This is a genomic window from Leptolyngbya sp. GB1-A1 (assembly GCF_039962475.1).
Classification (GTDB): Bacteria; Cyanobacteriota; Cyanobacteriia; order Elainellales; family Elainellaceae; genus Leptolyngbya_A.
On sequence record NZ_JAMPLI010000062.1, the window covers coordinates 1 to 22,612 of the forward strand.

Annotated in this window: 17 protein-coding genes, 1 tRNA gene and 3 pseudogenes; 17 read left to right on the top strand and 4 right to left on the bottom strand. The window is 50.5% G+C overall.

Annotation, left to right across the window (positions count from 1 at the left end; genetic code table 11):
* Nucleotides 1-114: 114 nt before the first annotated feature.
* The 5 genes and pseudogenes from NDI45_RS27440 to NDI45_RS27460 all read left to right on the top strand — a co-directional run.
* Nucleotides 115-420 (top strand): annotated as a pseudogene (locus tag NDI45_RS27440) (3'-5' exonuclease); the annotation flags it as partial.
* Between the two features lie 6 nt (nt 421-426).
* Nucleotides 427-1,256 (top strand): annotated as a pseudogene (locus tag NDI45_RS27445) (hypothetical protein).
* 49 nt (nt 1,257-1,305) lie between these two features.
* Nucleotides 1,306-1,371: pseudogene (locus NDI45_RS27450) on the top strand (ThiF family adenylyltransferase); the annotation flags it as partial.
* Between the two features lie 146 nt (nt 1,372-1,517).
* Nucleotides 1,518-1,754 carry a hypothetical protein gene (locus tag NDI45_RS27455; protein WP_199296567.1) on the top strand — a complete coding sequence of 79 codons (237 nt, stop codon included), beginning with the start codon at nt 1,518-1,520 and terminating at the stop codon, nt 1,752-1,754.
* Nucleotides 1,755-1,829: 75 nt separating this feature from the next.
* Nucleotides 1,830-1,961 (top strand): hypothetical protein, encoded by a 132-nt coding sequence (locus NDI45_RS27460; protein WP_277879150.1) that lies wholly within the window; start codon nt 1,830-1,832, stop codon nt 1,959-1,961.
* Nucleotide 1,962: 1 nt separating this feature from the next.
* On the opposite strand, the gene NDI45_RS27465 is transcribed toward NDI45_RS27460, so the two are convergent.
* Both NDI45_RS27465 and NDI45_RS27470 read right to left on the bottom strand, forming a co-directional pair.
* Nucleotides 1,963-2,148: a hypothetical protein gene (locus NDI45_RS27465; protein ID WP_190792137.1), complete on the bottom strand. Its 186-nt coding sequence runs from the start codon at nt 2,146-2,148 to the stop codon at nt 1,963-1,965.
* A 422-nt stretch (nt 2,149-2,570) separates the two neighbouring features.
* A tRNA-Cys gene (locus tag NDI45_RS27470) sits at nt 2,571-2,642 on the bottom strand.
* 110 nt (nt 2,643-2,752) lie between these two features.
* Here NDI45_RS27470 and cpdA point away from each other — a divergent pair.
* A complete protein-coding gene (cpdA, locus tag NDI45_RS27475; protein WP_348249652.1) occupies nt 2,753-3,541 on the top strand; it encodes a 3',5'-cyclic-AMP phosphodiesterase in 789 nt (262 codons plus the stop codon).
* Here the strand turns inward: cpdA and cofG are convergent.
* The gene (cofG, locus tag NDI45_RS27480) at nt 3,485-4,498 is read right to left on the bottom strand and encodes a 7,8-didemethyl-8-hydroxy-5-deazariboflavin synthase subunit CofG (protein ID WP_348249653.1); all 1,014 of its coding nucleotides are present in this window, start codon (nt 4,496-4,498) and stop codon (nt 3,485-3,487) included. The two genes, cpdA and cofG, sit on opposite strands and share 57 nt — an antisense overlap.
* Before the next feature lie 215 nt (nt 4,499-4,713).
* On the bottom strand, nt 4,714-5,463 hold the full coding sequence (locus tag NDI45_RS27485) for a DUF561 domain-containing protein (RefSeq protein WP_348249654.1): 750 nt from the start codon (nt 5,461-5,463) through the stop codon (nt 4,714-4,716).
* Nucleotides 5,464-5,780: 317 nt separating this feature from the next.
* On the opposite strand from NDI45_RS27485, the gene NDI45_RS27490 reads away from it, so the two are divergent.
* From NDI45_RS27490 to NDI45_RS27540, 11 genes are all read left to right on the top strand, one after another.
* On the top strand, nt 5,781-6,068 hold the full coding sequence (locus tag NDI45_RS27490; protein WP_242067284.1) for a Calvin cycle protein CP12: 288 nt from the start codon (nt 5,781-5,783) through the stop codon (nt 6,066-6,068).
* Nucleotides 6,069-6,217: 149 nt separating this feature from the next.
* A complete protein-coding gene (locus NDI45_RS27495; protein ID WP_348249655.1) occupies nt 6,218-6,868 on the top strand; it encodes a YbhB/YbcL family Raf kinase inhibitor-like protein in 651 nt (216 codons plus the stop codon).
* A complete protein-coding gene (locus tag NDI45_RS27500; protein ID WP_348249656.1) occupies nt 6,865-7,995 on the top strand; it encodes a HAMP domain-containing sensor histidine kinase in 1,131 nt (376 codons plus the stop codon). The genes NDI45_RS27495 and NDI45_RS27500 overlap by 4 nt, the downstream gene beginning before the upstream one ends.
* A gap of 676 nt (nt 7,996-8,671) precedes the next feature.
* Nucleotides 8,672-9,955, top strand: coding sequence for a response regulator (locus NDI45_RS27505; protein WP_348249657.1), 1,284 nt, complete (start codon nt 8,672-8,674; stop codon nt 9,953-9,955).
* 65 nt (nt 9,956-10,020) lie between these two features.
* Nucleotides 10,021-10,386: a response regulator gene (locus tag NDI45_RS27510; protein WP_190793234.1), complete on the top strand. Its 366-nt coding sequence runs from the start codon at nt 10,021-10,023 to the stop codon at nt 10,384-10,386.
* Between the two features lie 88 nt (nt 10,387-10,474).
* The gene (locus NDI45_RS27515) at nt 10,475-11,071 is read left to right on the top strand and encodes a chemotaxis protein CheW (protein ID WP_190793235.1); all 597 of its coding nucleotides are present in this window, start codon (nt 10,475-10,477) and stop codon (nt 11,069-11,071) included.
* A 71-nt stretch (nt 11,072-11,142) separates the two neighbouring features.
* Complete coding sequence (locus NDI45_RS27520) at nt 11,143-14,109, top strand: methyl-accepting chemotaxis protein (protein WP_348249658.1); 2,967 nt, start codon at nt 11,143-11,145, stop codon at nt 14,107-14,109.
* 169 nt (nt 14,110-14,278) lie between these two features.
* The gene (locus tag NDI45_RS27525; RefSeq protein WP_348249659.1) at nt 14,279-17,839 is read left to right on the top strand and encodes a response regulator; all 3,561 of its coding nucleotides are present in this window, start codon (nt 14,279-14,281) and stop codon (nt 17,837-17,839) included.
* Nucleotides 17,840-17,988: 149 nt separating this feature from the next.
* Nucleotides 17,989-19,095 carry a response regulator gene (locus NDI45_RS27530; protein WP_348249660.1) on the top strand — a complete coding sequence of 369 codons (1,107 nt, stop codon included), beginning with the start codon at nt 17,989-17,991 and terminating at the stop codon, nt 19,093-19,095.
* Nucleotides 19,096-19,184: 89 nt separating this feature from the next.
* Complete coding sequence (locus NDI45_RS27535; protein WP_348249661.1) at nt 19,185-22,286, top strand: ATP-binding protein; 3,102 nt, start codon at nt 19,185-19,187, stop codon at nt 22,284-22,286.
* A 4-nt stretch (nt 22,287-22,290) separates the two neighbouring features.
* Entirely contained in the window at nt 22,291-22,518 is a 228-nt protein-coding gene (locus NDI45_RS27540; RefSeq protein ID WP_348249662.1) for a hypothetical protein, read from the top strand.
* Nucleotides 22,519-22,612: the final 94 nt, after the last annotated feature.

A 22,612-nucleotide genomic window follows, 5' to 3' on the forward strand; every position in this document is an offset into this window, starting at 1 on the left:
TTCAAGCCAGTTAAAGCGCGCAGCAAGCGGTCTTGTGTCAGCACCCGTTCAATATCCAGCATTTGCTTATCCCATTTCTGCCTTCTATTCTTGCTTATTTCCCGACAAGTCTATTGGCTATCAAACTATCCCAATGGGGTATTTGGTTCCTGGGGTGATTACGATCGCAACCAGTTCAAACAAGACAGTAAGTATCATAACGTTCCTTTTCCCATTGCCTATCCGCACGTCAACCTCAAACAGCTATTCAGTAGCACTCAGGGTTTACCCAAGCGATATGGCATGGCAGAAGCTTTGCAACTGGCAGGGGTTGCGCTAGAAGGAACTCATCACCGAGGCATTGATGATGCCAGAAATATTGCTAAATTGCTGCCGTTCATTTTAGGCAGGCAACAACTACAACAGCCTTCAACCGCTTAATTAACGATGACTGACATCCGCAAGCTACTCAACCAGATTGCCAGTGCTGAGGCACAATTGCAATCAACTCAATTCCTTGCACCCTGTGTCAAAGGTGGACGAGTTCGGACACGGGCAGCAGGAATGGTCTATACCTTCACTCCCAAACCTCGTCAGAAGGATGGGGTATTTTTCAACCCACAGGTGAACAAACTGCAACGCTGATGGAAGGGGCAGATTTACCTCAGGTCGCTGCTTACTTGCAGCAGTTTCCGACCATTCGACTGCGGCTAGCATATCGCTTACAACATCAATCCTGGCTGGCATATCCTGTCAGTGAAGCCGATATGCGGCAGCGGTTTAAGACGGTCAAACCTGTTGCTGTGCATTTAGTGACAGAAAGCGTTGCCTTTGAGCAAATTCTTGCTCGTTGGAATGGCAATTCCTGCTGGTTTGAAGAAGTCGATCGCCGTGCTGATCCTACAATCGCCGAAACCCTCCAATCCAATCTCAAGCAGTTGGCTCCTATGGAGGAATTGCAGTTCAAGGGGATGACTCCAGAAATGCGAACCCTTTACGAATTAGCAACTCAGCAAATAGAAGGATTTGCTCAACCTCAACGAGATGAAAAGCGGTTGCAGCAAGCTCTCAAGCTGGGTGGGGGTGAACTGCACCAGTTTCAGGATCGAGGGGATTACTGGACGGTGGATTGGACAACATTAGATGGCGTGCGTCATACCAGTGCGATCGCCAAAGAGGATCTGACCGTTGTGAGTTCTGGCATTTGCCTCAGTGGACGCGATCGCGACTTTGATCTGCAATCGCTAGTGGGTGTGATGGAACACCGGGAGTGGTGAAACAATGAGCATCTTTTTTCACGAATAGCTTTACCGAACGGATACCGTCATGGCAAAGCTGAAGGATTTTTCTGTGACCATTTGTGGTGCAGGCGCTTTGGGTGCAAACCTGGCTGATTATCTATACAACAACAACTCTTCTCTACAAAGAATCTATAGAACAACATCTTCGTACTTCACTACCGTCATCGAATTGAAAGTAATGCCAAACGACGAGGAAAGCGAGCGCCCTCTCAGCACCAGGAATCAACGGCCTCGGAGATGGAGAAACTTGCTGTCCCAGTTGAGTTTCCAGCGATCGGACTGCTTTACCTCTATCGAGAAGCAAGGAAGGACGCTCACCTTCATGCAGTAGCCGTAACGGTGTGGAGAGGTCCAGACAAACTGGCAGAAACCGAGCCGATCCCCTGCATGGGTATGACCAATGGGCAGGTAAAGTCCTACCTACATAAAGGTTTTGGTAACGTTGAAGGAGCGATACGGCATCACGGAGTTTGAGCCACCGATTCGTTTAGAACCTTGTGAGTGCCCGATCGCACCCTGTTCTTTAAAGGCAAAGTAAGGAATTTCCCTATGTTTGCTCAGGCAGAAATAGCGATCCGAGAGTTGTTTGAGCAAGCATTAGTTGAGCGAGAACAGGCTAACTTGAATCAACTGTGGCAAAATGTGGAACCCGTTCTGCGACAGATGTCGAAAATTGACTAACTTAGGTTAGGTGGATGGGCGATCGCCCAGTTAGCGGATCTACATCATCAAAGAGCGATGCGGTGGTTGAGTGATTGGGAGGAGACAGATGTGAGGTAGAACCGCCCACTGCGGAGGATTGGCTGACCGGAGCGCAGTCATCTCTTGAGACATAGTTGAGTTGAGATTCTTCTGCATTCTTTAACAATTCCGCTTGTTCCGCAGCAGTTAAGTTCTGCTTAATAGAAGAGTTTGCAAGGAATTTGGGAGTGTAAATGATTTTATGTTCCTTGCAGCGATCGCTTCACACCGCTTAAATATTTGCAGACCCCTGCCTCTTTCCCTTCCCCTACAAGTATTAGAAAGACGGGCAAACCTTTTTGCTTGCTATAAGGCAAGACCTATCTCAGGAGTAAGCTAAAATTTTGGAAAAGGTAGGAATAAATAGGTCTTCAGAATTGACACGTATTCCTTCGCTATCTCTCACGAATTGACATGTATTTCTTCGCATACCCTACGAATTGACACGCAATTCTTCGCTATCGTGACATAAAATCCTTCGCTGTGGCATTCAATCCTTCGCTACGGACACTTATTCCTTCGCTCTACATTTGCTTCTTCTATTCTTGAAGGCGGCACCCAGATTCGAACTGGGGGATGGAGGTTTTGCAGACCTCTGCCTTACCACTTGGCTATGCCGCCATATCGATTCAGAAGCCAGTATATCAGATCTCGCTGCTTTTATTAGAAGCCTGCCAGGCAAAACAACTTTACTCTTCAGGAAAATATGCTAAAAATTGTTTCAAAATGGAATGGTCGCGCTTGACGGTAGAGGAATAATGGCACAGGAAGCCGTAACGATCGCCCAAATCACCGACACCCATCTTTTTGCCAATTCGGATCAGGCTTTGAAAGGCGTGAATACTGTTCGATCGCTTCAGGCAGTCATTCAGCGAGTGCAGCACAGGCAGCCGGATGTTTTGCTGTTAACCGGGGATGTATCGCAGGATGAGACGCTGGCATCCTATGAGCATTTGCGGGAGTTGATTGCGCCGCTTGGTCTTCCCACTTATTGGATTCCGGGCAATCACGATCGACCAGAATTGATGATGCGAATGCTGAGCGAGGCTCCTTTTCGGCGTGAAAAATCATTGCAGCAGGCTGGCTGGAATGGGGTATTGCTCGATTCCCGGGTAGCGGGAGAGGTGGGGGGCGAGTTGTCTCAGGAAAGCTTACAGGAATTGGACGAGGCGTTGCGGCGTTATCCTGATCTTCCGGCGTTTGTGGCGCTGCATCATCCGGTGTTGGATGTGGGGTCTGCCTGGATGGGGGAGATTGGGCTGGGCAACGCAGCCGATCTGCTAGCCGTGATCGATCGTCATCCGCAGGTGAAGCTGGTGCTGTTTGGGCACATTCATCAGGTGTTTGAGCGGCAGCGGCAAGGAGTCACTTATTTAGGTACGCCTTCGACCTGTGTACAGTTCAAGCCGCACAGTGAGACTTTTGCGATCGACGATCAGATGCCAGGATTTCGCATCCTGCGACTATGGGCGGACGGGCGGTTTGAGACTGCGGTGGAGCGGGTGCCCATCAAGCAGTAATTGACTGAGCCGGTTGCGCCAGGAGCGAACCTGAGTGCTTAACGCGAGAGGAAGCCAATCGTCGTACTGCGGATAAATGGGAAGGCGAGGAGTGAGCTGCCAACCGTGTTGCTGAACCATTTCAGCCAGGGCTGCGTCGTGGGGATGAGGGTAGTTGGGATTGACTTCATCTTTGGGACCAATGCCGCCAAGGTCGCGTGCTCCTGCTTGCAGACAGGCAATGAGCTGAGCCGAGGTTGGAATTAGATTGGGCGGAATTTGCAGCGTGATTTCTGGAGGCAGGAGGGTGCGGGCAAGCTGAATGACCTGCGGTAGCGTTTCGATCGCAAAGGCATTACCCTGCCAGGACTGTTGCTGCCCGGGACTGTGAGGTTGCAAGATCACTTCTTGAATGTGGCGATAGCGATCGTGGATTTGGGCGATCGTCTCCAGGGTTTCGACCCAGTCTGCTTCGGTTTCGCCGATGCCGAGTAGTAAGCCTGTGGTAAAGGGAATCTTTAGTTCGCCTGCCCATTCGAGCTGCTGTAGGCGGACAGACGGAATTTTACTGGGAGCGCGGTGATGGACAGTTTGCAGCAGAGCAGGAGTCATTTGCTCCAGCATCAGCCCCATTGAAACGTTGACTGTTCTAAGCTGCGCCATCTCCTCAAAGCTGAGAATGCCCGCATTCGTGTGGGGCAAAAATTCTAGATGCAGGGCAAGCTCACACAAGTCATAGATTCGCTGAAACCATGCCCGTCGCTGCGGATGCTGCGGATGCACCTCCCCAGCCAGAATCAAAATCTCGATTACGCCCTGCGGCTGAAGCGATCGTAAGATTTGCGCTGCGCGATCGAGCGTCAACCATTCATCTTGTCCCGGATCGGCCCGAAAGTTGCAGTAGGTGCAGCGATTGAAGCATTCGTAGGTGGGGACGAGGGTGTAGGCGGGGCTGTAGGTGAGGAGGCGAGCGGACATAGGGGTGAATGAAGGGAGGAGATGGGGAGACGGGGAGATAGGGGGGTAACAGGGGTAACCAAAGGAGGGCTTTGAATTTTGAGTTCGACCTTTAGCCGTTCCCTTCGCTGCCCATCGCTTTCCCTATTGCTCTATTTTGATTTACTCACCCCGTCCCTCCTCCCATCGCTTCCCCTCAGCCCCTCAGCCTCTTAGTCCCTCAGTCCCTCACTTCCTCACACAGAGACCCGTCCCCGGCTCACCGTTCCCATCGCTTCCACTAGACTGCGGACCACGGCGATCATGGCAACTTCATCGTTCAGGCGGTTGATAGCAGAGCCGACTCCGATTCCTGATGCGCCTGCGGCGATCGCCAGAGGTGCGGTGACGCTGGATAAACCGGAAGCACAAAGAACGGGGACGCTGACAACGCGAGAGATTTCAGAGGCGGCTGCCAGGGTGGGAGCTGCTTTTTCGATCAGTCCCAGGGTTCCGGCGTGAGTAGGCTGGCTGCTAGTGCCGCCTTCAGTCTGGATGATGTCTGCGCCTGCTTGAACCAGTGCTTCGGCAAGCTGCACCTGCTGGTCGAGTTCCAGGATGTGGGGAACCGTGACTGACAGAGTGATATGGGGCAACAGAGAGCGAGTCCGCTGGGTCAGTTCGAGGACTTCCGCCGCTTCAAACCGGATGCCCTGGGCGTAGAAGGGGTCGAAGTTGCCAATTTCGATCAGGTCTGCGCCTGCTTCGATCGCCGCTACAAATTTTTCAGGCTCAATCGCGGAAACGCAAATCGGCAGGTGGGTGAGCTGCTTTGCCATCCGCACGAGGTCGGCATCGGCAGCAATATCCACAAAGGTTGCCCCGCCGCGATCGGCAGCTTTTACGACAGCAGCAACGCGATCGGCATCAAAATTGGTCAAGCCACTGATTACTTTCAGGGCGTTTGCTTGCTGGAATGCCAGTTGAAGTGTGGAAGGAATGGTCATGGATTTCTCCAACCTTTAATAACGAGACGATCGTTCTACATCCAAAAATCCTATCGGTCATTCGGATATTGTGCTAGTCCTGGTCGGGATTGGGGGGGATCTGGAGAGATAGGGGATGGGGGGATGAGGGGCGGTTTTCTGAATGAAAGATTAAACAGAGTTATGGTTTTCCGAACCCGAAATTTCAATTGGTTATGAATATACTGGAAGTATGCAGGAGAGTTAAGAGCTTCAAGTTCTCTCCAATCATGCTTTTTTGCTGGCTTGGCTGGCAGTTTGACTAAGTTCACCATTTCACTTCAAGGACTTTTGCAATCATGGTTCAATCGATTTCTCGTTTTGATCAGTCGGCGGATCGGTTCGATGCTTCTGGGGAAGCAATGATCTCGCTGGATCAAAGAATTCAGGACGCGCTCGACTATGCCCGCACGGTGACGACGGCTCAGGGCATTACTTCAACTGAGGCAGTGGTTGCCTGGGATATTGTCGAAGAACTGATGGCTGAAAAATCTCACCGTCAGCAAAAGGCAAAGCGCGGCACCGCTTTCGATCGCTACTGCGAAGAATTTCCCAGCCGCATCGAGTGTCTGATCTACGACCTGTAGATTGGGATTGAGCGCATCAAGAGCGGATAGCCAGAGTGCGACCGCAGCTTAAACGCCTCGAAATTCGCCTGGTTACGATCGCGTTCAACTCCCCCCAAAATTCGCCTAAGATCGAACCAGAACACTGAATTAGATAGGCAGCAGTAATGATGGGGAGCAAATTCCCTGATGGAGCTATTGGGCGGCGATCGGTTCTGGCAGCCAGTGCTAAGGCGATCGGGCTGGTTGGACTGGGGTTACTAGGCTGTGCGCCACGATCGAGCCAGTCTGGAAATTCTGCTCAAAATCAGGTGAAAGAAAATCAAGGCAGTGCTGTATCAGGGCAGTCCGGTAAAACGATGACCCTGAGCAGTGCTGCCTTTGCTGCGGATGGCATGATCCCGGCGAAAAATACCTGTGATGGGCAAAACCTTTCACCTGCCCTGAGCTGGGACGAACCTCCGGCAGAGACAAAGAGTTTGGCAGTGGTGGTCACTGACCCCGACGCGGCGGGAAAAACGCACTGGTTGCTGTATGATTTGCCGCCCGATTTGCGCCAATTGCCCGAAGGGGTTCCGGCGAATCCGCTGCTGAGCCAGGGAGGGACCCACGGCAAAAGCGATTTTGGCAAATTTGGCTATGGCGGTCCCTGTTTGCCGGGTGAAACTGTCAGTGGAAGCCACCACTATGTGTTTAGACTGTATGCTTTAGATAAGTTTCTGGATCTCCCGCCGGGAGCAAGCCCGATCGAGGTCAGCAAAGCAATGAAAGGGCATACGCTAGCACAAGCAGAATTAATCGGTCGCTATCGCCGCCCATGAAAAAACTTAAGACGGCAAAACCGAGTCTAGGATCGCGGCTATTTTTTTCGCACATTATTGTGATGATTGTCGGGCTGCTGACTCTGCTGGCAGTGGGCAAAATTTCATCGCCGCGTTTTTTCGCGCTGTATCTGCGACAGATCGAAGTTGGCGGCTGGCGTGTGGGAGAAGTGCGAACTCAGCTTATTCGTCGGTTTGAAGATGCCTGGAGCCGGGGTGCTCTCTGGTCTGTGGTGGTCGGAGCGACAACGGCAGGCGGACTGAGCTATCTGGTAACCAGGCGAATCGTGAAGCCGCTGATTCAGATGGAGGAGATCACCAAAAAATTTGCTGCCGGACAGCTAGAAGAGCGCGTTCCTAGCAGCGAAATCCCGGAACTTGATCAGCTTGCCACCAGCTTTAACCGAATGGCAGCCACTCTAGAAGGCGTTGAACAGCGGCGGCGCGAACTGGTTAGCGACCTAAGCCACGAGCTAAGAACACCGCTCACGATTCTGCGGGGCTATCTGGAGGGCTTATCAGACGGGACGATCGAACCTTCGACTGAAATCTACGATCGCCTTGCCAAGGAAACGACTCGGATGCAGCGATTGGTGAATGATTTGCAAGAGCTTTCCAAGATGGAGGCAGGCTATTTGCCGATCGATGCGCGTCCGCTCGATTTGCGTCCTTTATTGACAGGAATTGTGCAGCGATTTGCCGATCAGCTCATTGCCGAAGACAGCCCAAAACTGCTGCTCGATGTTCCTGCTGAGGCTCCGATGGTGAACGCCGATCCGTTTCGGGTTGAGCAGATTGTGGTGAATTTGATCGGGAATGCAATCCGCTACACGCCGGAGGGATCGATCGTCGTTCAGTTGCGTTCAGAAGTAGATAAAGTCTGGGTGGCAGTGATCGACACAGGACAGGGCATCGCAGAAGAAGATTTGCCCCATGTGTTCGAGCGATTTTGGCGGGCAGATCGATCGCGCAATCGCAATTCAGGCGGTACGGGAATCGGACTGGCAATTTGTCGGCGACTGGTCGAGCTTCAGGATGGCACGATCGAAGCAGAAAGCCAGTTTGGCCACGGCAGCACTTTCAAGTTTTCGCTGCCGATCGCTAACAAAGTGAATAAGAAAACGTGACTTTTGCTGCCCCGAACAGAGAACTCTATTCTCTTTTAAGAGTTTACTCTTTTAAAATTTACTCAAAATTTACCGATCAGAATCAAGTTCTCATAGAAATCGGGTCATTGCATCTTGCCCATCGCCAGTTCAAGCGAGAAAATGAGGACGAGTGTGACCGATTCAAAAGCGTAATCACTTTCGTGTAATCGCTTTTTCGTGTAATCACTTTCGTGTAATCACTTTATAAGTAGAAAGCCGTAAAGTAGAAGGCCGTAACCGCTACCTTATCGGAACCGGCTCAAAAATCAGGGCGTTTCAACGATCGTTTTCTACTTTTATCCAGCATTTACCCTTTCGGCATTTGCCGTCTGCCTTTACCCAGTTCATCCATTAAGTAGAAGACATTAAGTAGAAGACACTAAGTAGAAGGCGATTCTTCAAGGTGAGAAGTTTGCCTGATTTGGGCGTCGTGTTTGTTAATCTAATTCAGGCAGAATTGCTGTTGCGATCGCTTCAGCGCGATTTGTTTCCGGGTCTAGATTTGTGTTGCTGTAAAAGTCTATATTACATTCCTCTTTCGATTTACCCTGTTGTAGAAAAGGTTTGGCTGTGTCGTCTTCCTGTTATTTAGTGATTGGTTCTGGTGTTCTTGTTTATCTCTCTTTGATTCACGATGCTGCCAGCAGAAGAAAGGATGCGTCCAAATGCTCTTCCATTTCCTGACTATCAACGACGATACGCTGCAACTAAAATTGTTCGGACTATCAAAACTCTGAAACGGCTAGAATTCAGCGGGCAAGTTGTTTGGCGTGAAGGATCTTCACCCGAAAGAACGGCTTTGTCTGCCGATGGGCGAGAATGGATCGTTTTTCTAGAGCGGGGAAATTTGTGCTACGGGACAGGCGGCAGTCATTCACTTCGACGCTGGCAGCGGCATCTTTTATCCTGTTGTCCGCATTTATTGAATAAGTCGATCGATCGATTGCATCAGGCAAATTCTTTAGAACTCAATCCTTCAGAGCATGCTTCAGAGAACGGAGGAACTTTAGCAGACTGCTGGGAATATCAACAGCTCGATCGCCTGCTGCTTCAGCGACAAATTACACCCCAGAACCACGTTCAGATCATTGAGCAGATTTTAATTGAGCTGCTGTTTGATATTACTCAAGCGGCAAACGTTTCCCACCAGCTCCGGCGATGTCCGCCGCGATCGCCCCTGGGGAACATTGTGGAGCAATCAAGCCCATCGATCGCGATCAAGCCAGCAAAACTGGCAGAAGAAACAATTTTTACCGCAGTTGAAGTGCAGTGGCAGCAGTGGTTTGAAGCAAAGCTCAGCCCCTATTCGCCCAATCTTGCGCCGATCGTCCGTCAGCCCGATTATTTGCAGGCAGAAACGTCTCCACAAGTGTTTAAGACGCTGATGACGCTGCTGGATGGTCAGCACACGCTGCGCGACCTGGCACTCAAAACCCAGCGACCCGTTCAACCCTTTATGGAGGTGCTGTTGCCCTATGTGCAGTCAGGCTGGATTGAGCTATTACAAGCACCTGAGACGCCAATTTCATCTGGGTCAAACCGTTTTGTTTATGCTGCGGAAGTGACTCCGCCAATGGTTGCCTGTATCGATGACAGTTTGATGATTTGCCAGTCGATGGAGCAGGTGATTCGAGCAGCAGGCTATCGGTTTATTGCAATTACCGAACCCGCCAGAGCGATCGCCACATTGCTGACAAAGAAACCAGACATTATTTTTCTAGATCTAATCATGCCCGATACAAACGGCTATGAAATTTGCAGTCAGCTTCGTAAAGTATCGCGGTTTAAGGAAACGCCAATTATTATCCTGACTGGAAATGACGGCATTGTGGATCAAGTAAGAGCAAGACTGCTGGGCGCAACGGATTTTTTAAGTAAGCCAATGGAACCTGCGGTGATTTTAAGCATCATTCAGCGATTAATTAGACAGCGAGTTTAGAGGACATTTGAGCAGTGATAAAGGGTTTGTATCCTAAAGGGTTTGTATCAAAGGAGAACAGCAAAATGAGTACTGTGTTAATCGTTGAAGATAGCTTGACGGATAAGGAAGTGTTGGCAGGCTGCTTAAGAAAGGAAGGCATTCAGGTACAAACAGCACAAACGGCAGAAGAAGCTTTCGATCGGGTGAAACAGCATCAGTTTGACGTGATTATTCTGGATGTGGTGTTGCCTGACCGCAGTGGCTTCGAGATTTGCCGTGAGCTAAAAGCGGAAACGGAAACCAGCAAAATCCCCGTGATTATCTGCTCTACCAAAGGCAGCGATATGGATAAGTTTTGGGGCATGAAGCAGGGGGCTGATGCCTATCTGGCAAAACCGATCGATCAAGATGAGCTGATGCGAACAGTGAATCAGTTAATGGATGCCTGATCGCAATTCCCGATCGCTATCCCCCGCCAGATATTACCCGCGGGACATTACCCAACAGACATTACCTGCCAGATATCACCTGTTAAACATGGCTTCTCAACCCCTCTCTTCTCCGCTTGATTCTGTTCAGTCGTCGATGGCTGCCCCAATGCTTGCCGAAGGGCTATATCTTCAGTTGTTGCTGGATCACTCGCTGCCTGCACTGCTCCCGGCCCCGCATCTGGTGGAAATTCTGACGGTGGCGATCGGTCAAATTGTGCCCATTTTTCATCTACCGCCGTGGGTAATGGGCGTGTATAACTGGCGCGGCGAAGTACTGTGGATGGTGGATTTAAACCATCTGTTGGGATTCTCGCCCTGGTATGAGCAGCCGAACTATGGTGCTAAACATACCGTCGTTGTGCTGCGCGGAATGAACGAGTCAAACGAGAAGGCGATGGTCGGGCTGGTTGTTAATCAGATTGAGGACATGGTGGAATGCACAGCCGATCGTCTCCATTTGCTGTCTGAATTTGATCCTTCGTCAGATCCTTTATCAAATTTTCTTTCCAATTTGCAGCTTGATTCTTTGTCTGCCAATTTGCATCATTTTTTTTGGGGATATTGGCAAAGCGAAACTTCCCCTCGTTACTGGCTGCTCAATAGTGCCGCAATTCTTCAGAGCTTATCTGAACCTTTCTCCTGATCGTTTATCTTCATCTTCAACTAATTGAGTCTGTTCGATCGATTTACCTTCGAGACGCTGAGGCTTTTCTCATGACGCAAATTCCCTTTAACTCTAGCTCTTCTAAGCCGACTGTCGTACAAAACGATTTGCCGCAGGTTAAACCATCCCCTTCTGCTGGAATTCGAGCAATGCTTTCTAGATTTAGCAGAGCAGGGCTTCGCAGTCAGCTTTTGCTCACCGTGTTGCCACTGGCGTTAGCGCCTGTAGCACTTGCCACCTTTGCCGACTATTTGATTACGCAAAATAGAACAGAGTTTGAGTTAACCGAAGATCTGAAAGCAAAGGCACTCCTGTCAGGTGAGGTGATTAGTTCCGGTATCGAAGATGGGCTGGGCATTGCGTCGGTTGTTGCAAAAAATGCTTTTGTGCTGAGTCGAGTTCGCAGCACGAGTAATACGGCAGAATCAGAAAATTTATTAGAACTGTCTACGAATGAACTAGAAGCTCGGCTTAGCCGCACGAAGCTGATTGCCCCAAGCCAAGAACTCAACGATTTTTTGGTAGAGATGGCAAAAGCCGGAGAATTGGCAGAGATTATTGTTACTGATAAGAATGGCTTCAACGTCGGCTTTAATGTTCTGCCGGATAACCTCGTACAGTCCGAGGATGAATGGTGGAAGCAGGGCAGATTTCAACAGCAGTGGATTAGTGCACTAGCCTTTGATGCTTCTGTGCGTCGGTACGGGGTGAATATCAGTCAGCGAATTGTTGATCCCAGCAACAACAGCTTTCTGGGGGTAGTAAAAGTTTTTGCCTCGAATGATACGTTTGCAGAACTTGCTACTCAGCTTGACATTGCTGGCTTTCGTGGTTCCCAGCAGGTTCAGCTCCTTGATACGAGCGCAAACTCTGTGATTGCAGGCTATAGCTCCGAGGGAGAACAGATTAAGATATTCCAGGAACAGCTCCCCCTTGTAGGAGAACAGGTAATTTCAGCCTTGGCAGCGCGTCTGATCGAAGCTCGGCGTTTAGAGGAGAATCTATCGCTCAATGAGCTTCAGCAGCAGCTTCAGAATGACTTTCCGGTGCAAGGACTGGTGATCAGCAGCCGTAATGAAAATGACGAATCGAATGACGAATCGGCACAATCCCGCTCGCTGGTTGCTTCGTTTCGCTATCAGGACAAGCAATATGCTGTGTCCACCGTGCCCCGGCTCGGCTGGGTGTCGATCGCCTCAATGGATGTCGCGGAAATTCAAGGTGCAGGTCGGGAGTTGCTTAACCTCTTCGCGATCATTGCTCTGGCTCTGGCAGCAGTGGGAACAGCCTTGGCAATCGCCCTATCGCGCCGTTTGGCTGCTCCCCTCAACGACCTGTCGGCTAAAGCACAGCAGGTGTCTGCTGGAGATCTAAACATTAGGGTTGATCCGGTCGGCTCGGCGGAAGCCCGCACCCTGGCACTCACGTTTAACAATCTGGTGTTTCGAGTCAAGGAATTTTTGCAGGAGCAAACGCTCAACGCCCGCCGCGCAACTCTGGCTGCTGAAATTACAGGCACAGAACTTTCATCTGCCAAGGATATGTCGTCGCTCTTGCAAAAAACCGTCACCGATGCCCGTGATTTTCTAGGCTCCGATCGCATGGTGATTTATCAGTTTAATTCAGATTGGAGTGGGGCGATCGTGGCAGAATCGGTCGAAGCAGGTCTACCTAGCGCGTTTCTTGAGCAGCTCAGCGATCCCTGCATTCCGGCATCAAGCCGCGAAAAATATCTGGCAGACCGCATTTTGCAAGAAAACGATGTTGTGGAGGCAGATTTTCATCCAGAGCATTTGGCACTGCTGCAAAACCTGAAGGTGAGGTCAATTCTGGGTGTTCCGATTGTGAACCAGGGCAAGCTATTCGGGCTGCTGATTGCCCACTACTGTCACTCGATCCATACCTGGCAGTCCTCTGAAGTTGATTTTATGAAGCAGATCGGACTCCAGCTCGGAATGGTGATCGAACGGGTGCAGCTTCTTGAACAAACCCAGGATCTCGCAGAAGAACAGCGTCAGCTCAAAGAGGCACTTCAGCGCAGTGCCCTCCAGCTTCTCATCGACGTTGACCCGGTGAGCCAGGGCGATCTGACCGTACGAGCAAAAGTGACCGAAGACGAAATTGGGACGGTCGCAGATTCTTACAATGCAACGATCGCCAGCCTGCGAAAAATTGTGCGTCAGGTGCAGGATGCCGCCGAGCAAGTCGCAGAAACCACCAGCACTAACGAATCTGCCGTCCGAACACTGACCACTTCCGCATCAGAGCAGGCAAAAGAAATTTTGGCAGCCCTGGAGCGCGTCGAAGAAATGGCAAGCTCGGTACGGCTGGTGGCAATCAGTGCTGAAAAAGCAGAAGCAGCGGTGCAGGAAGCGGCTCAAACGGTACAGGAAGGTGATGAAGCGATGAACCGTACCGTAGATGGAATTTTAGCAATTCGGGAAACGGTAGCGGAAACGGCAAAGAAGGTAAAACGATTAGGCGAATCATCACAAAAAATTTCTAACGTGGTGAACCTGATTAGCGGCTTTGCTGCACAAACAAATATGCTGGCGTTGAATGCCTCGATCGAAGCTTCTAGAGCCGGAGAAGACGGCAAAGGATTTGCAGTAGTTGCAGAAGAGGTACGAAGTCTTGCCCGCCAGTCTGCGGAAGCGACCACCGAAATCGAAAAACTCGTTGCCAGCATTCAAGCCGAAACAAACGAAGTGGTGCGAGCAATGGAAGCCGGAACCGAGCAGGTGGTCACCGGAACTCGCCTGGTAGACGACACTCGCCAGAGCCTCAATAAAATTACCTCTGCCAGCCGCCAGATTAGCACCCTGGTCGAATCGATCGCCGAAGCCACCGTCACCCAGTCGCAAGCCTCGGAAACTGTAACGGCCACCATCACCACCGTGGCACAAATTGCAGACCAAAACTCTACTGCTGCCGGCCAGGTCTCCGAGTCGTTTGAACAATTGCGATCGGTTGCTCAGGCACTTCAGGCAGAAGTCGGACGATTCAAGATTCGTTGAGATGGAAAGGTGAATGGGTGAGTGGGTAAGTAACCGAGCTAGTGACCCTCTTAGCTATTAGACCGACAACCATCAACACCTGACCTTCCCACCTCCCTTATCTCCCTATCTCTCATATCCTCTCCCCCTCCCCTATCTCTCCCTTCCTTATCTCCCCATCTCCTCCTCTATGGCAATCAACCCTGAAATCCGCGATCAGGCATATCGTTTCTTTGTGGAAGAAGCCCCCGATTTGCTGCAAGCGATCGAATCGGGTTTGTTAACGTTAAGGCAGGAGCGCAGTCCGGCAACCATTCATGCCATTATGCGATCGGCGCATTCGCTCAAAGGAGGGGCTGCCAGCGTCGGGCTAGAAGCGATTACAGCGATCGCCCATCGAGTGGAGACGATTTTTAAGGCGTTGTACAGCGATCGGTTAGAGATTGACACTTATGTAGAAAGTCAGCTTTTGCAGGCGTATGACTGTCTTCGCATTCCTTTGACCGAGCAGATTACGCAGGGCCATTTTGATGCGGAGCAGTCTCTTGCAGTAGCAGAGCCAATTTTGAGTCAGCTTGAAGAGCGGTTTCAGGAGGCGATTGCTGAAACGGAGAATTTTATTCCGGGGTCTGCCGATTTGGGCATCGACATGGCAGCTTCGATTTTTGAAATTGATGTGACGCAGGGCTTGGTACATCTGGAACAAGTCTTAGAGCATCCGCAGGACTATGAAGTGGCGGGAGAACTGCGGGCACAGGCAGAAGTGTTTTTGGGATTTGCAGAGCTGCTGAGTTTGTCTGGTTTTGCAGCAATTGCTCAAATGGTGATCGAGGCGATCAATCGCGCTCCCGATCAGGTAGTTGTGCTGACGCGACTTGCGCTGAATGATTTTCGGGCTGGACAGCAAGCCGTATTGGCAGGCGATTCACTGGGGGGCAATCCATCCACAGCGTTACTGGCGTTTGTTGAATCCAGTAAAACGATCGTAATTCAACCGAAGGAATCTAATTTATTAGATTTAGAGTCCCTGGCATATCCAGAATTAGATATTAAATTAAATACCGAATCAAATCCTAAATTGAATTTTGAGTTGAACGCTGAATTAGCAGAGCATCTAAGCGATGTTGAGATTGAAGCAATTATTCAACAGGAACTTTTACAGGGAGAACCCGAGGCTGATCACTTAAAAGACGAATTGCAAACCGAAACTCACACGTTAACATTCAAGGATCAATCAGAACTAGATTCAATTTTTACAGACTCCGTGCCTGCATCCAGCGATCGATCGATCGATCAGTTTTTTGCAGAATTTTCAGATTCAACAGATGAGCAATCAGGTTTCTTAGAAGAATCGATCGCGATCGAATTAGATAATATTCAAAGTAACAGTCTAGAAGAATTAGCGGATATTCAATCAGACTTTAATTTAGACTTTAATTTAACTGAGCAAATCTCGCCTGGCTCCCTAAATTCTCTACAATTGGAAAACTTTGAGTTAACTCATGAGGAAAATTGTTCTCCTCAGAATTGGGAAGCCAGAGGAGCAGATAGCGTTTCATTCACAGACATTTCATTCACAGACATTTCATTCATAGACAATGCGACTGATTCTGAAACGGATGCTTTAGGAGACGCTCTACAATCAACCGCTCGTCCAGCAGAATCTTTAGCAGAGCCGATCGTAGCGAACAGCGTAGCAAACAATGCAGAGGTAAATTCTTCGGCGGCAGTGATGGTAAAACTAGCTGCTGGTTCACAATCGGCGGCTTATCCGGTAACCAGTAGTTTGACGGTGCGGGTGGATGCCGATCGCCTAGAGCGATTAAATAAGCTGTTGGGCGAAATGACGATTAATCGAAACGGCCTGGCACTGCAAAACAATCAAACGCGCATGGCACTGCGAGAGCTGCGAAATCGATTTGAACGGATGCAGTCCACGATCGATCAAATCCGTACGCTGTCGGACAAAATGTTGATCGCGCCTGATTCGCCGATCGGTGAAGCTACAACCTATCGTCAATCTGTTGTTGCAGGGGAAGCGCGATCGTTCTTCGGAAAAAATGGCTTTACATCCAATATCACAGCCCTGAGAGACTTCGACTCACTGGAAATGGATCGCTACACCTCGCTGTATGCCTCCACCCAAAGCCTGCTAGAGGAAATGGCGCAGATTGAAGAGGCAGTCGAAGACATTGTTTTGTTTAACCATCAGTCTGAGCAAACGCTAGAACAGCACCGCAAAATGCTGTCTCAGATGCAGGATGATTTAATGTGGGCACGGATGCTGCCATTAGGCGATGTGCTGAACCGCTTTCCGCGAATGCTGCGTGACCTGTCGAACACCTACAATAAGCCGATCGATCTAGTTCTCAGCGGCACTGATTTGCTGATTGATAAAGCCGTGCTGGAAAAGCTTTACGATCCGCTGCTGCATCTGCTGCGAAATAGCTTTGACCACGGCATTGAGTCGACAAAAGTGCGGCGCGATCGAGGTAAACCGCCCACTGGACGCATTGAGATTCAGGCAAGCTCCAGAGGTCGCCAAGTGGTGATCGAAGTGCGAGACGACGGACAGGGAATCGATTTCGATCGCATTCGGCAGCGGGCAATCGAGCTGGACTGGATGACTCCTGTCGAAGGAGCAGCGGCAACTGAGGCTCAGCTTTGTGAACTAATTTTTGCACCCGGATTTTCGACCGCAGCGCAGGTCAGCGAACTTTCAGGACGCGGCATCGGGCTGGATGTGGTGCAGGAACAGTTGCAGTTGCTCAAAGGCTCGGTCACCGTGCGATCGACGCTGTTTCAAGGAACCACGTTTATTCTGACGCTGCCGCTGACCCTGACGATTACCAATCTGCTGCTGTGTCTGGTCAATTCTCGCCCTGTTGCCATCCGCAGCGACGGCATTCGTGAAATTCTAATTCCTCAACCCCATCAGCTCACCCAAACCGAAAACGGACGATCGCTTCAGTGGCAGGATCAGCAAGTGCCAATTTATCGCATGGCAGATCTGCTCACCTATCGCTGCCTGGTTCCCGAACTGCCGCCGAGTCGAGTTCTTGCTGCGGTTCCTGCTCCCTCTAACTGGGAAGCTCCCGTCCTGATTCTTAAGCACAATCAGCAGCCGGTTGCCCTGCAAATCGATCGTCTGATCACCGAGCAAGAATTCGTCGTCAAACCCTTCGGTTCTGCGATCGCCCCCCCAGATTACACCTACGGCTGTACTGTCTTAGGCGACGGAATGCTCGTCCCCGTCATCGACGGACAAATCTTCTTAGAAACACTCCTTGCCCCTCCTACTCCCCACCCTTCCCTCCATCCCGCACCCGATTCCACCCTTACCCCATCTACCCTTCACCCCATCCGCCAAATCCGCACCACCACCATCCTCGTTGTCGATGACGCTCTCACCTCCCGCCGAATACTGGCACTCTCCCTCGAAAGAGCGGGCTACCAGGTACTACAAGCGCGAGACGGACAGGAAGCCCTGGAGCAGCTTCAGCAGTCGCAGGGGATCGCGCTAGTGGTCTGCGATATCGAGATGCCCAACATGAATGGCTTTGAATTTCTCACTCACCGTCGGCAGGATACTGCCCTGGCACAGATCCCTACCGTTATGCTCACATCTCGCAGCAACGACAAACATCGCTGGCTGGCAATGCAGCTTGGGGCGACTGCTTACTTTACCAAGCCGTATTTGGAGCAGGAGTTTTTGCAGGCGATCGGGAGAATGGTTGGGGTAGGAGAGTAAGGGGCCTCATGCTACACAATTAAGTATTGTCAACACCAGAATTACCTGATTTCCCTACAATTTACTATGATGAAGCTTACTATTCTGAAGCTGCATGCGAATCAGAAAATTTTTCCTTGAGGAGCGTCAGCTGCCCGTTTGTGCCGTTTATGGACAATGAACAGATTGGACTGCATTTTCAAGTGATCCGGCGATGGATTGCGGCATTGCAACAGGGTGATGCGGTTTCCTGGCAGGAACTTGACGCAGTGCTGGAAGATCTGCAAGTGAATTGTGAGGAGATGCAGAGCAATCTGGAAGCAGCGGAAATCGTGCAGGAAGGGCTGCTCCAGCAGATTCAGCAGCTTGCTCAACGCTATTACCACTATCACGATTTGTTTCAGGCTTTGCCCATTGCCTACTTAACCACTGATTCGGATGGTGTCATTCTGGAGGCAAACGAAGCGATCGCTCAACTCTTGAATGTGCCCCAATACCATCTCCTCGGGAAGCCTTTCACGCTGTACTTATCAGAGAATAATTATTCAACCTTTCGCACTCAGTTGAATGAGCCTTTGAATGAGCTTTCTCATCGGAAGAAAATTCAAGCAATTCCAGAGAGAAATATTCAGGTCTTGCAAATCAATTTATGCCCAAGAAATAGTGAACCCGTTACAGTTAAATTACAGATTGATGCTGTTTGGAGTGACGCTGGTGCAATTAAGGAATTGCGAATTGCAGTACAGCCGATGCATCGATTAGCGCATGGCACAACTCTGAAGGAACCGCAACAGGACAATTTCCCAGCTATTCAGCAGCAGTTTCCAGAAGCGATCCGCCTGGAAGGAGCAGGAGGAATGTTTTCCCGGCTTCAGTCTTTGGATGGTTTGCGAGTGCTGGTTGTCGATGACGAAGCCGATATTCGCGAATTTATTACTGCTGTTTTTGAATCGCATGGGATTGAGGTGAGAGCCGTCGCCAGTGCAGCAGAGGCGTTAGCGGTGTTGGAGCCATTTCGCCCAGATGTGCTGTTGAGTGATATTCGGATGCCGGGCGAAGATGGTTATAAACTGATTCAGCAGATCCGCAACCTGGAAGCTGAGCAGGGAGGGCATCTTCTAGCTGCTGCCATTACCGCGTATCAGGATGAGGACAGGGAAAAGTCCCTGAAAGCCGGGTACGAGGCGCATTTACACAAGCTGGCACAACCCAATGAATGGGTAGAGATGGTGGTGCAACTGGCTGGACAGACTTCAAACCTGAAGCTTGATTTCTGAATAAATTTCTGAATGAATTTCTGAACGAATTTCTGAATGAATCTCTGAACGAATCGTGAAAACTGCATCGCCATTAAGGAGAGCTGGGTATGACGATCGCCCCCGAATCCCTCAGTTCCTTGTCTGAAATCCTTTTTGCGGGTGGAGGTGAAATGGGAGCCTTGATGCGATCGCACGATTGGTTGAACACGCCACTCGGTTCGATCGAGAGCTGGTTGCCCTGTCTTCGGACTTCTCTCAGCACCCTTCTCGCTTCTCGCTTTCCAATGTGTTTGTTTTGGGGGCGTGATTACATCCAGTTTTATAATGATGCCTTCACCTCTATCCTTGCAACAAAACACTCGACAGCGTTAGGACAGCCTGCTTATCAGACGTGGCTGGAAATCTGGGATGTGATCAAGCCGCTGTTTGATCGCGTGATGGACACGGGTGAAGCCGTCTTTGCAGAAGATCAACCTTTTTACCTCATCCGCTTCGGCTACCGGGAAGAGACTTATTTCACCTTCTGCTACAGTCCAGTTCGGGATGAGGCGGGCACAGTCGTTGCGGTATTTTGTACTGCAACTGAAACTACACGGCGGGTAATTAATCAACGGCGTTTGACGATGCTGCGAGAGCTAGCCACTGCCGGAGCGAGGGCAAAAACGCTACAGTCTGCCTGTCGTGCTGCCGCCGATACGCTCAACCCCTACGATATTCCCTTTGCCCTGTTTTATCGGCTTGACCCGCAAAGCAACTCAGCAGAACTCATTGCCTCAACCGGGCTCCCCGAAGAGAGCGTTGCCGCACCCCCCACTATCGCCCTGACCGTGCCTTCAGAAGGTCGAGGATGGTCGCTAACTGAGGTGCTGCAAAGCCATGAGGCACAGCTTGTAACGGATATGGTCGATCGCTTTGGGGCGCTACCGGGAGGAGTGTGGAACGAAAGTCCTAATTCGGCGTTTATTTCTCCGATTCTGATCGGTAACAAACAACAGGTGGACTGTCTGATGATTGCAGGGATCAGCCCCCGGCTTGAGTTTAATGCCGAATACCGCTCATTCCTGGAACTGGTTGCCCAGCAGGTTGAAAGTTCGATCGCCACGGCTCGCAGCCATGAGCAGGAACGGCAGCAGACAGAAGCACTCGCAGAACTAGACCGGGTTAAAACTGCCTTCTTCAACAATGTTAGCCACGAGTTTCGCACCCCGCTGACCCTCATCCTCGCTCCGGCGGAAGATGCATTAGCCGATCGCGACAATGCCCTATCGCCCGATCAACGGCAGCGGGTTGAAGTTATCCAGCGTAACGGGATACGCCTGCTGAAATTGGTCAACACCCTGCTCAACTTCTCGCGCCTGGAGAGCGATCGCATTCAAGCCGTTTATGAACCCACGGATTTATCAACCTTCACGATTGAGTTAGCCAGTGTTTTTCGTTCTGCGATCGAACGGGCAAATTTGCGTCTGGTGGTGGAGTGCCCCGCTTTGCCTGAGCCTGTTTATGTCGATCGAGAAATGTGGGAGAAGATTGTGCTCAACTTGCTCTCGAACGCCTGCAAATTCACATTTACAGGTGAGATTACCGTTCGCCTGCACTGGATTGGAGACCAGGTTGAGTTAGCGGTACAGGACACCGGCATTGGCATCCCAGCTACAGAAATCCCGCGTCTGTTTGAACGATTCCATCAGGTAAAAGGGGCACAGGGACGCACATTTGAAGGATCTGGAATTGGTTTATCGCTGGTGCAGGAATTGGTAAAACTGCATGGGGGAACGGTTCAAGTTAGCAGTATTGAAGGAGAAGGCAGTTCTTTTCGGGTAACCCTTCCCACCGGATGCGCCCATCTTCCCGCCGATCGACTTGGAGCAACTCGTCCTCTATCCTCTACTGCGATCGGAGCGGCTCCCTATGTGGAAGAATCCTTGCAGTGGCTGAGCCAGGAGCATGAAAGTATCGAAGCACCCCAGAACCGGGAAGACGAAAAAATTGCCTTCTCACCCACCGATTCACCCATTACCGATTCACCCATTACCGATTCACCCATTCCTTCATCCTCTGATAGTCAAACAAAGCGCCAAACGAAGCGCCAAACGAAGCGTCGAATTCTGCTGGTGGATGACAATGCGGATGTGCGCAACTATGTGAAGCGACTGTTGAGTGAACGATGGCAAGTAGAAACTGCTGCCACTGGTGCGATCGCCCTTAATATGATCCAGCAACAGCTTCCTGATCTGGTGCTGACCGATGTGATGATGCCAGAGATCGATGGATTTCAACTGCTCAAGACCTTACGATCTGACCCCATCACCCAAAGTATTCCAATTATTCTCTTATCAGCACGAGCAGGCGAAGAGGCAACCGTCGAAGGACTGGAAGCCGGAGCCGATGATTATTTGATCAAACCCTTCTCTGCCCGTGAACTGATAGCACGCGTGGAAACACAGCTCCAAATGTCCCAACTCCGCCAGGAGGTGTCCACAAACCGCTTCAAAAATGAGTTTCTTTTGACCGTGACTCATGAACTGCAAGCTCCCCTAACGGTGATTCTCGGCTGGGTACGCTTCTTGCAAACAAAATCCTTCAACCCGGACACAACCGCACAGGCGTTAGCGACGATCGAGCGTCATGCTACCGTTGAGGCAAACCTGATTAAGGATTTGCTGGATGTTTCAAGCATCCTTGCAGGTAAGCTACGCTTGAAATCTCAACTCGTTGATCTGGCTTCTCTGGTACAGAATGTGACGATGACGTTCCGTGAAGTAGTCCAGGCAAAGCACATTCAACTGATTGAAACGATATCGGATGAAGTGCCGAGCAATGTTTTTGCCGATGGCGATCGCCTCAAACAAGTTATCAGCAACCTGCTAGAAAATGCCATCAAATTTACGCCCAAAGGCGGACAGGTCAATATCCGGTTAGAACGCCTCAAATCTGGTGTTCAAATCACTGTCAGCGATACTGGAATCGGCATCCGTCCTGATTTTCTTCCCTATGTTTTCGATCGCTTCACCCAGGCAGAAGTCCCCAGCCGTCATACCCCAGGAGGTGTGGGGATTGGATTGGCGATCGCCCGTCACCTGGTTGAATTACACCACGGTACGATCGAGGTAGCCAGTGAGGGAGAAGGACGAGGCGCAACGTTTACCATTCGATTGCCATTCACTAACTCTGCTCAGCGGAGCGCTAATAACCCTGTGCTGGAGCAATAATGCGATGCAGCGACCTCAGCCTGAAACCATTACCCTCAACGATATCTTGATTACGGAAGAGCTATTCCAACGCTCACCCCGTCTGCCCAACTTGCAGGCAGAGAATCAGGCAATGCGATCGCTGGTTCAGCAGATGGCGCGAGATTCAGAAAGCTTGATGCAAATCTTGGTAGAGACGGCGTTGGAATTATGTCAGGCAGGCACCGCAGGCATTAGAGTTGTCGGGAAATAAGAACAGAGCTAGCCAATGCGACCTTTCAAGTTCTTCCTATGCCGCAGTCAGGTAGAAGTTCCATAATCCTGCTGCGGTTAGCATAAGGTGATCA

Excerpts from the sequence above, each read along its gene's own strand:
- NDI45_RS27495 (WP_348249655.1), top strand. The coding sequence starts at position 6,218 with ATGGGGAGCAAATTCCCTGATGGAGCTATTGGGCGGCGATCGGTTCTG.
- NDI45_RS27485 (WP_348249654.1), bottom strand. The coding sequence starts at position 5,463 with ATGACCATTCCTTCCACACTTCAACTGGCATTCCAGCAAGCAAACGCC.
- NDI45_RS27490 (WP_242067284.1), top strand. The coding sequence starts at position 5,781 with ATGGTTCAATCGATTTCTCGTTTTGATCAGTCGGCGGATCGGTTCGAT.
- NDI45_RS27520 (WP_348249658.1), top strand. The coding sequence starts at position 11,143 with ATGACGCAAATTCCCTTTAACTCTAGCTCTTCTAAGCCGACTGTCGTA.
- NDI45_RS27455 (WP_199296567.1), top strand. The coding sequence starts at position 1,518 with ATGGAGAAACTTGCTGTCCCAGTTGAGTTTCCAGCGATCGGACTGCTT.
- cpdA (WP_348249652.1), top strand. The coding sequence starts at position 2,753 with ATGGTCGCGCTTGACGGTAGAGGAATAATGGCACAGGAAGCCGTAACG.
- NDI45_RS27535 (WP_348249661.1), top strand. The coding sequence starts at position 19,185 with ATGACGATCGCCCCCGAATCCCTCAGTTCCTTGTCTGAAATCCTTTTT.
- NDI45_RS27530 (WP_348249660.1), top strand. The coding sequence starts at position 17,989 with ATGGACAATGAACAGATTGGACTGCATTTTCAAGTGATCCGGCGATGG.
- NDI45_RS27510 (WP_190793234.1), top strand. The coding sequence starts at position 10,021 with ATGAGTACTGTGTTAATCGTTGAAGATAGCTTGACGGATAAGGAAGTG.
- NDI45_RS27505 (WP_348249657.1), top strand. The coding sequence starts at position 8,672 with ATGCGTCCAAATGCTCTTCCATTTCCTGACTATCAACGACGATACGCT.
- cofG (WP_348249653.1), bottom strand. The coding sequence starts at position 4,498 with ATGTCCGCTCGCCTCCTCACCTACAGCCCCGCCTACACCCTCGTCCCC.
- NDI45_RS27500 (WP_348249656.1), top strand. The coding sequence starts at position 6,865 with ATGAAAAAACTTAAGACGGCAAAACCGAGTCTAGGATCGCGGCTATTT.
- NDI45_RS27540 (WP_348249662.1), top strand. The coding sequence starts at position 22,291 with ATGCAGCGACCTCAGCCTGAAACCATTACCCTCAACGATATCTTGATT.
- NDI45_RS27525 (WP_348249659.1), top strand. The coding sequence starts at position 14,279 with ATGGCAATCAACCCTGAAATCCGCGATCAGGCATATCGTTTCTTTGTG.
- NDI45_RS27460 (WP_277879150.1), top strand. The coding sequence starts at position 1,830 with ATGTTTGCTCAGGCAGAAATAGCGATCCGAGAGTTGTTTGAGCAAGCA.
- NDI45_RS27515 (WP_190793235.1), top strand. The coding sequence starts at position 10,475 with ATGGCTTCTCAACCCCTCTCTTCTCCGCTTGATTCTGTTCAGTCGTCG.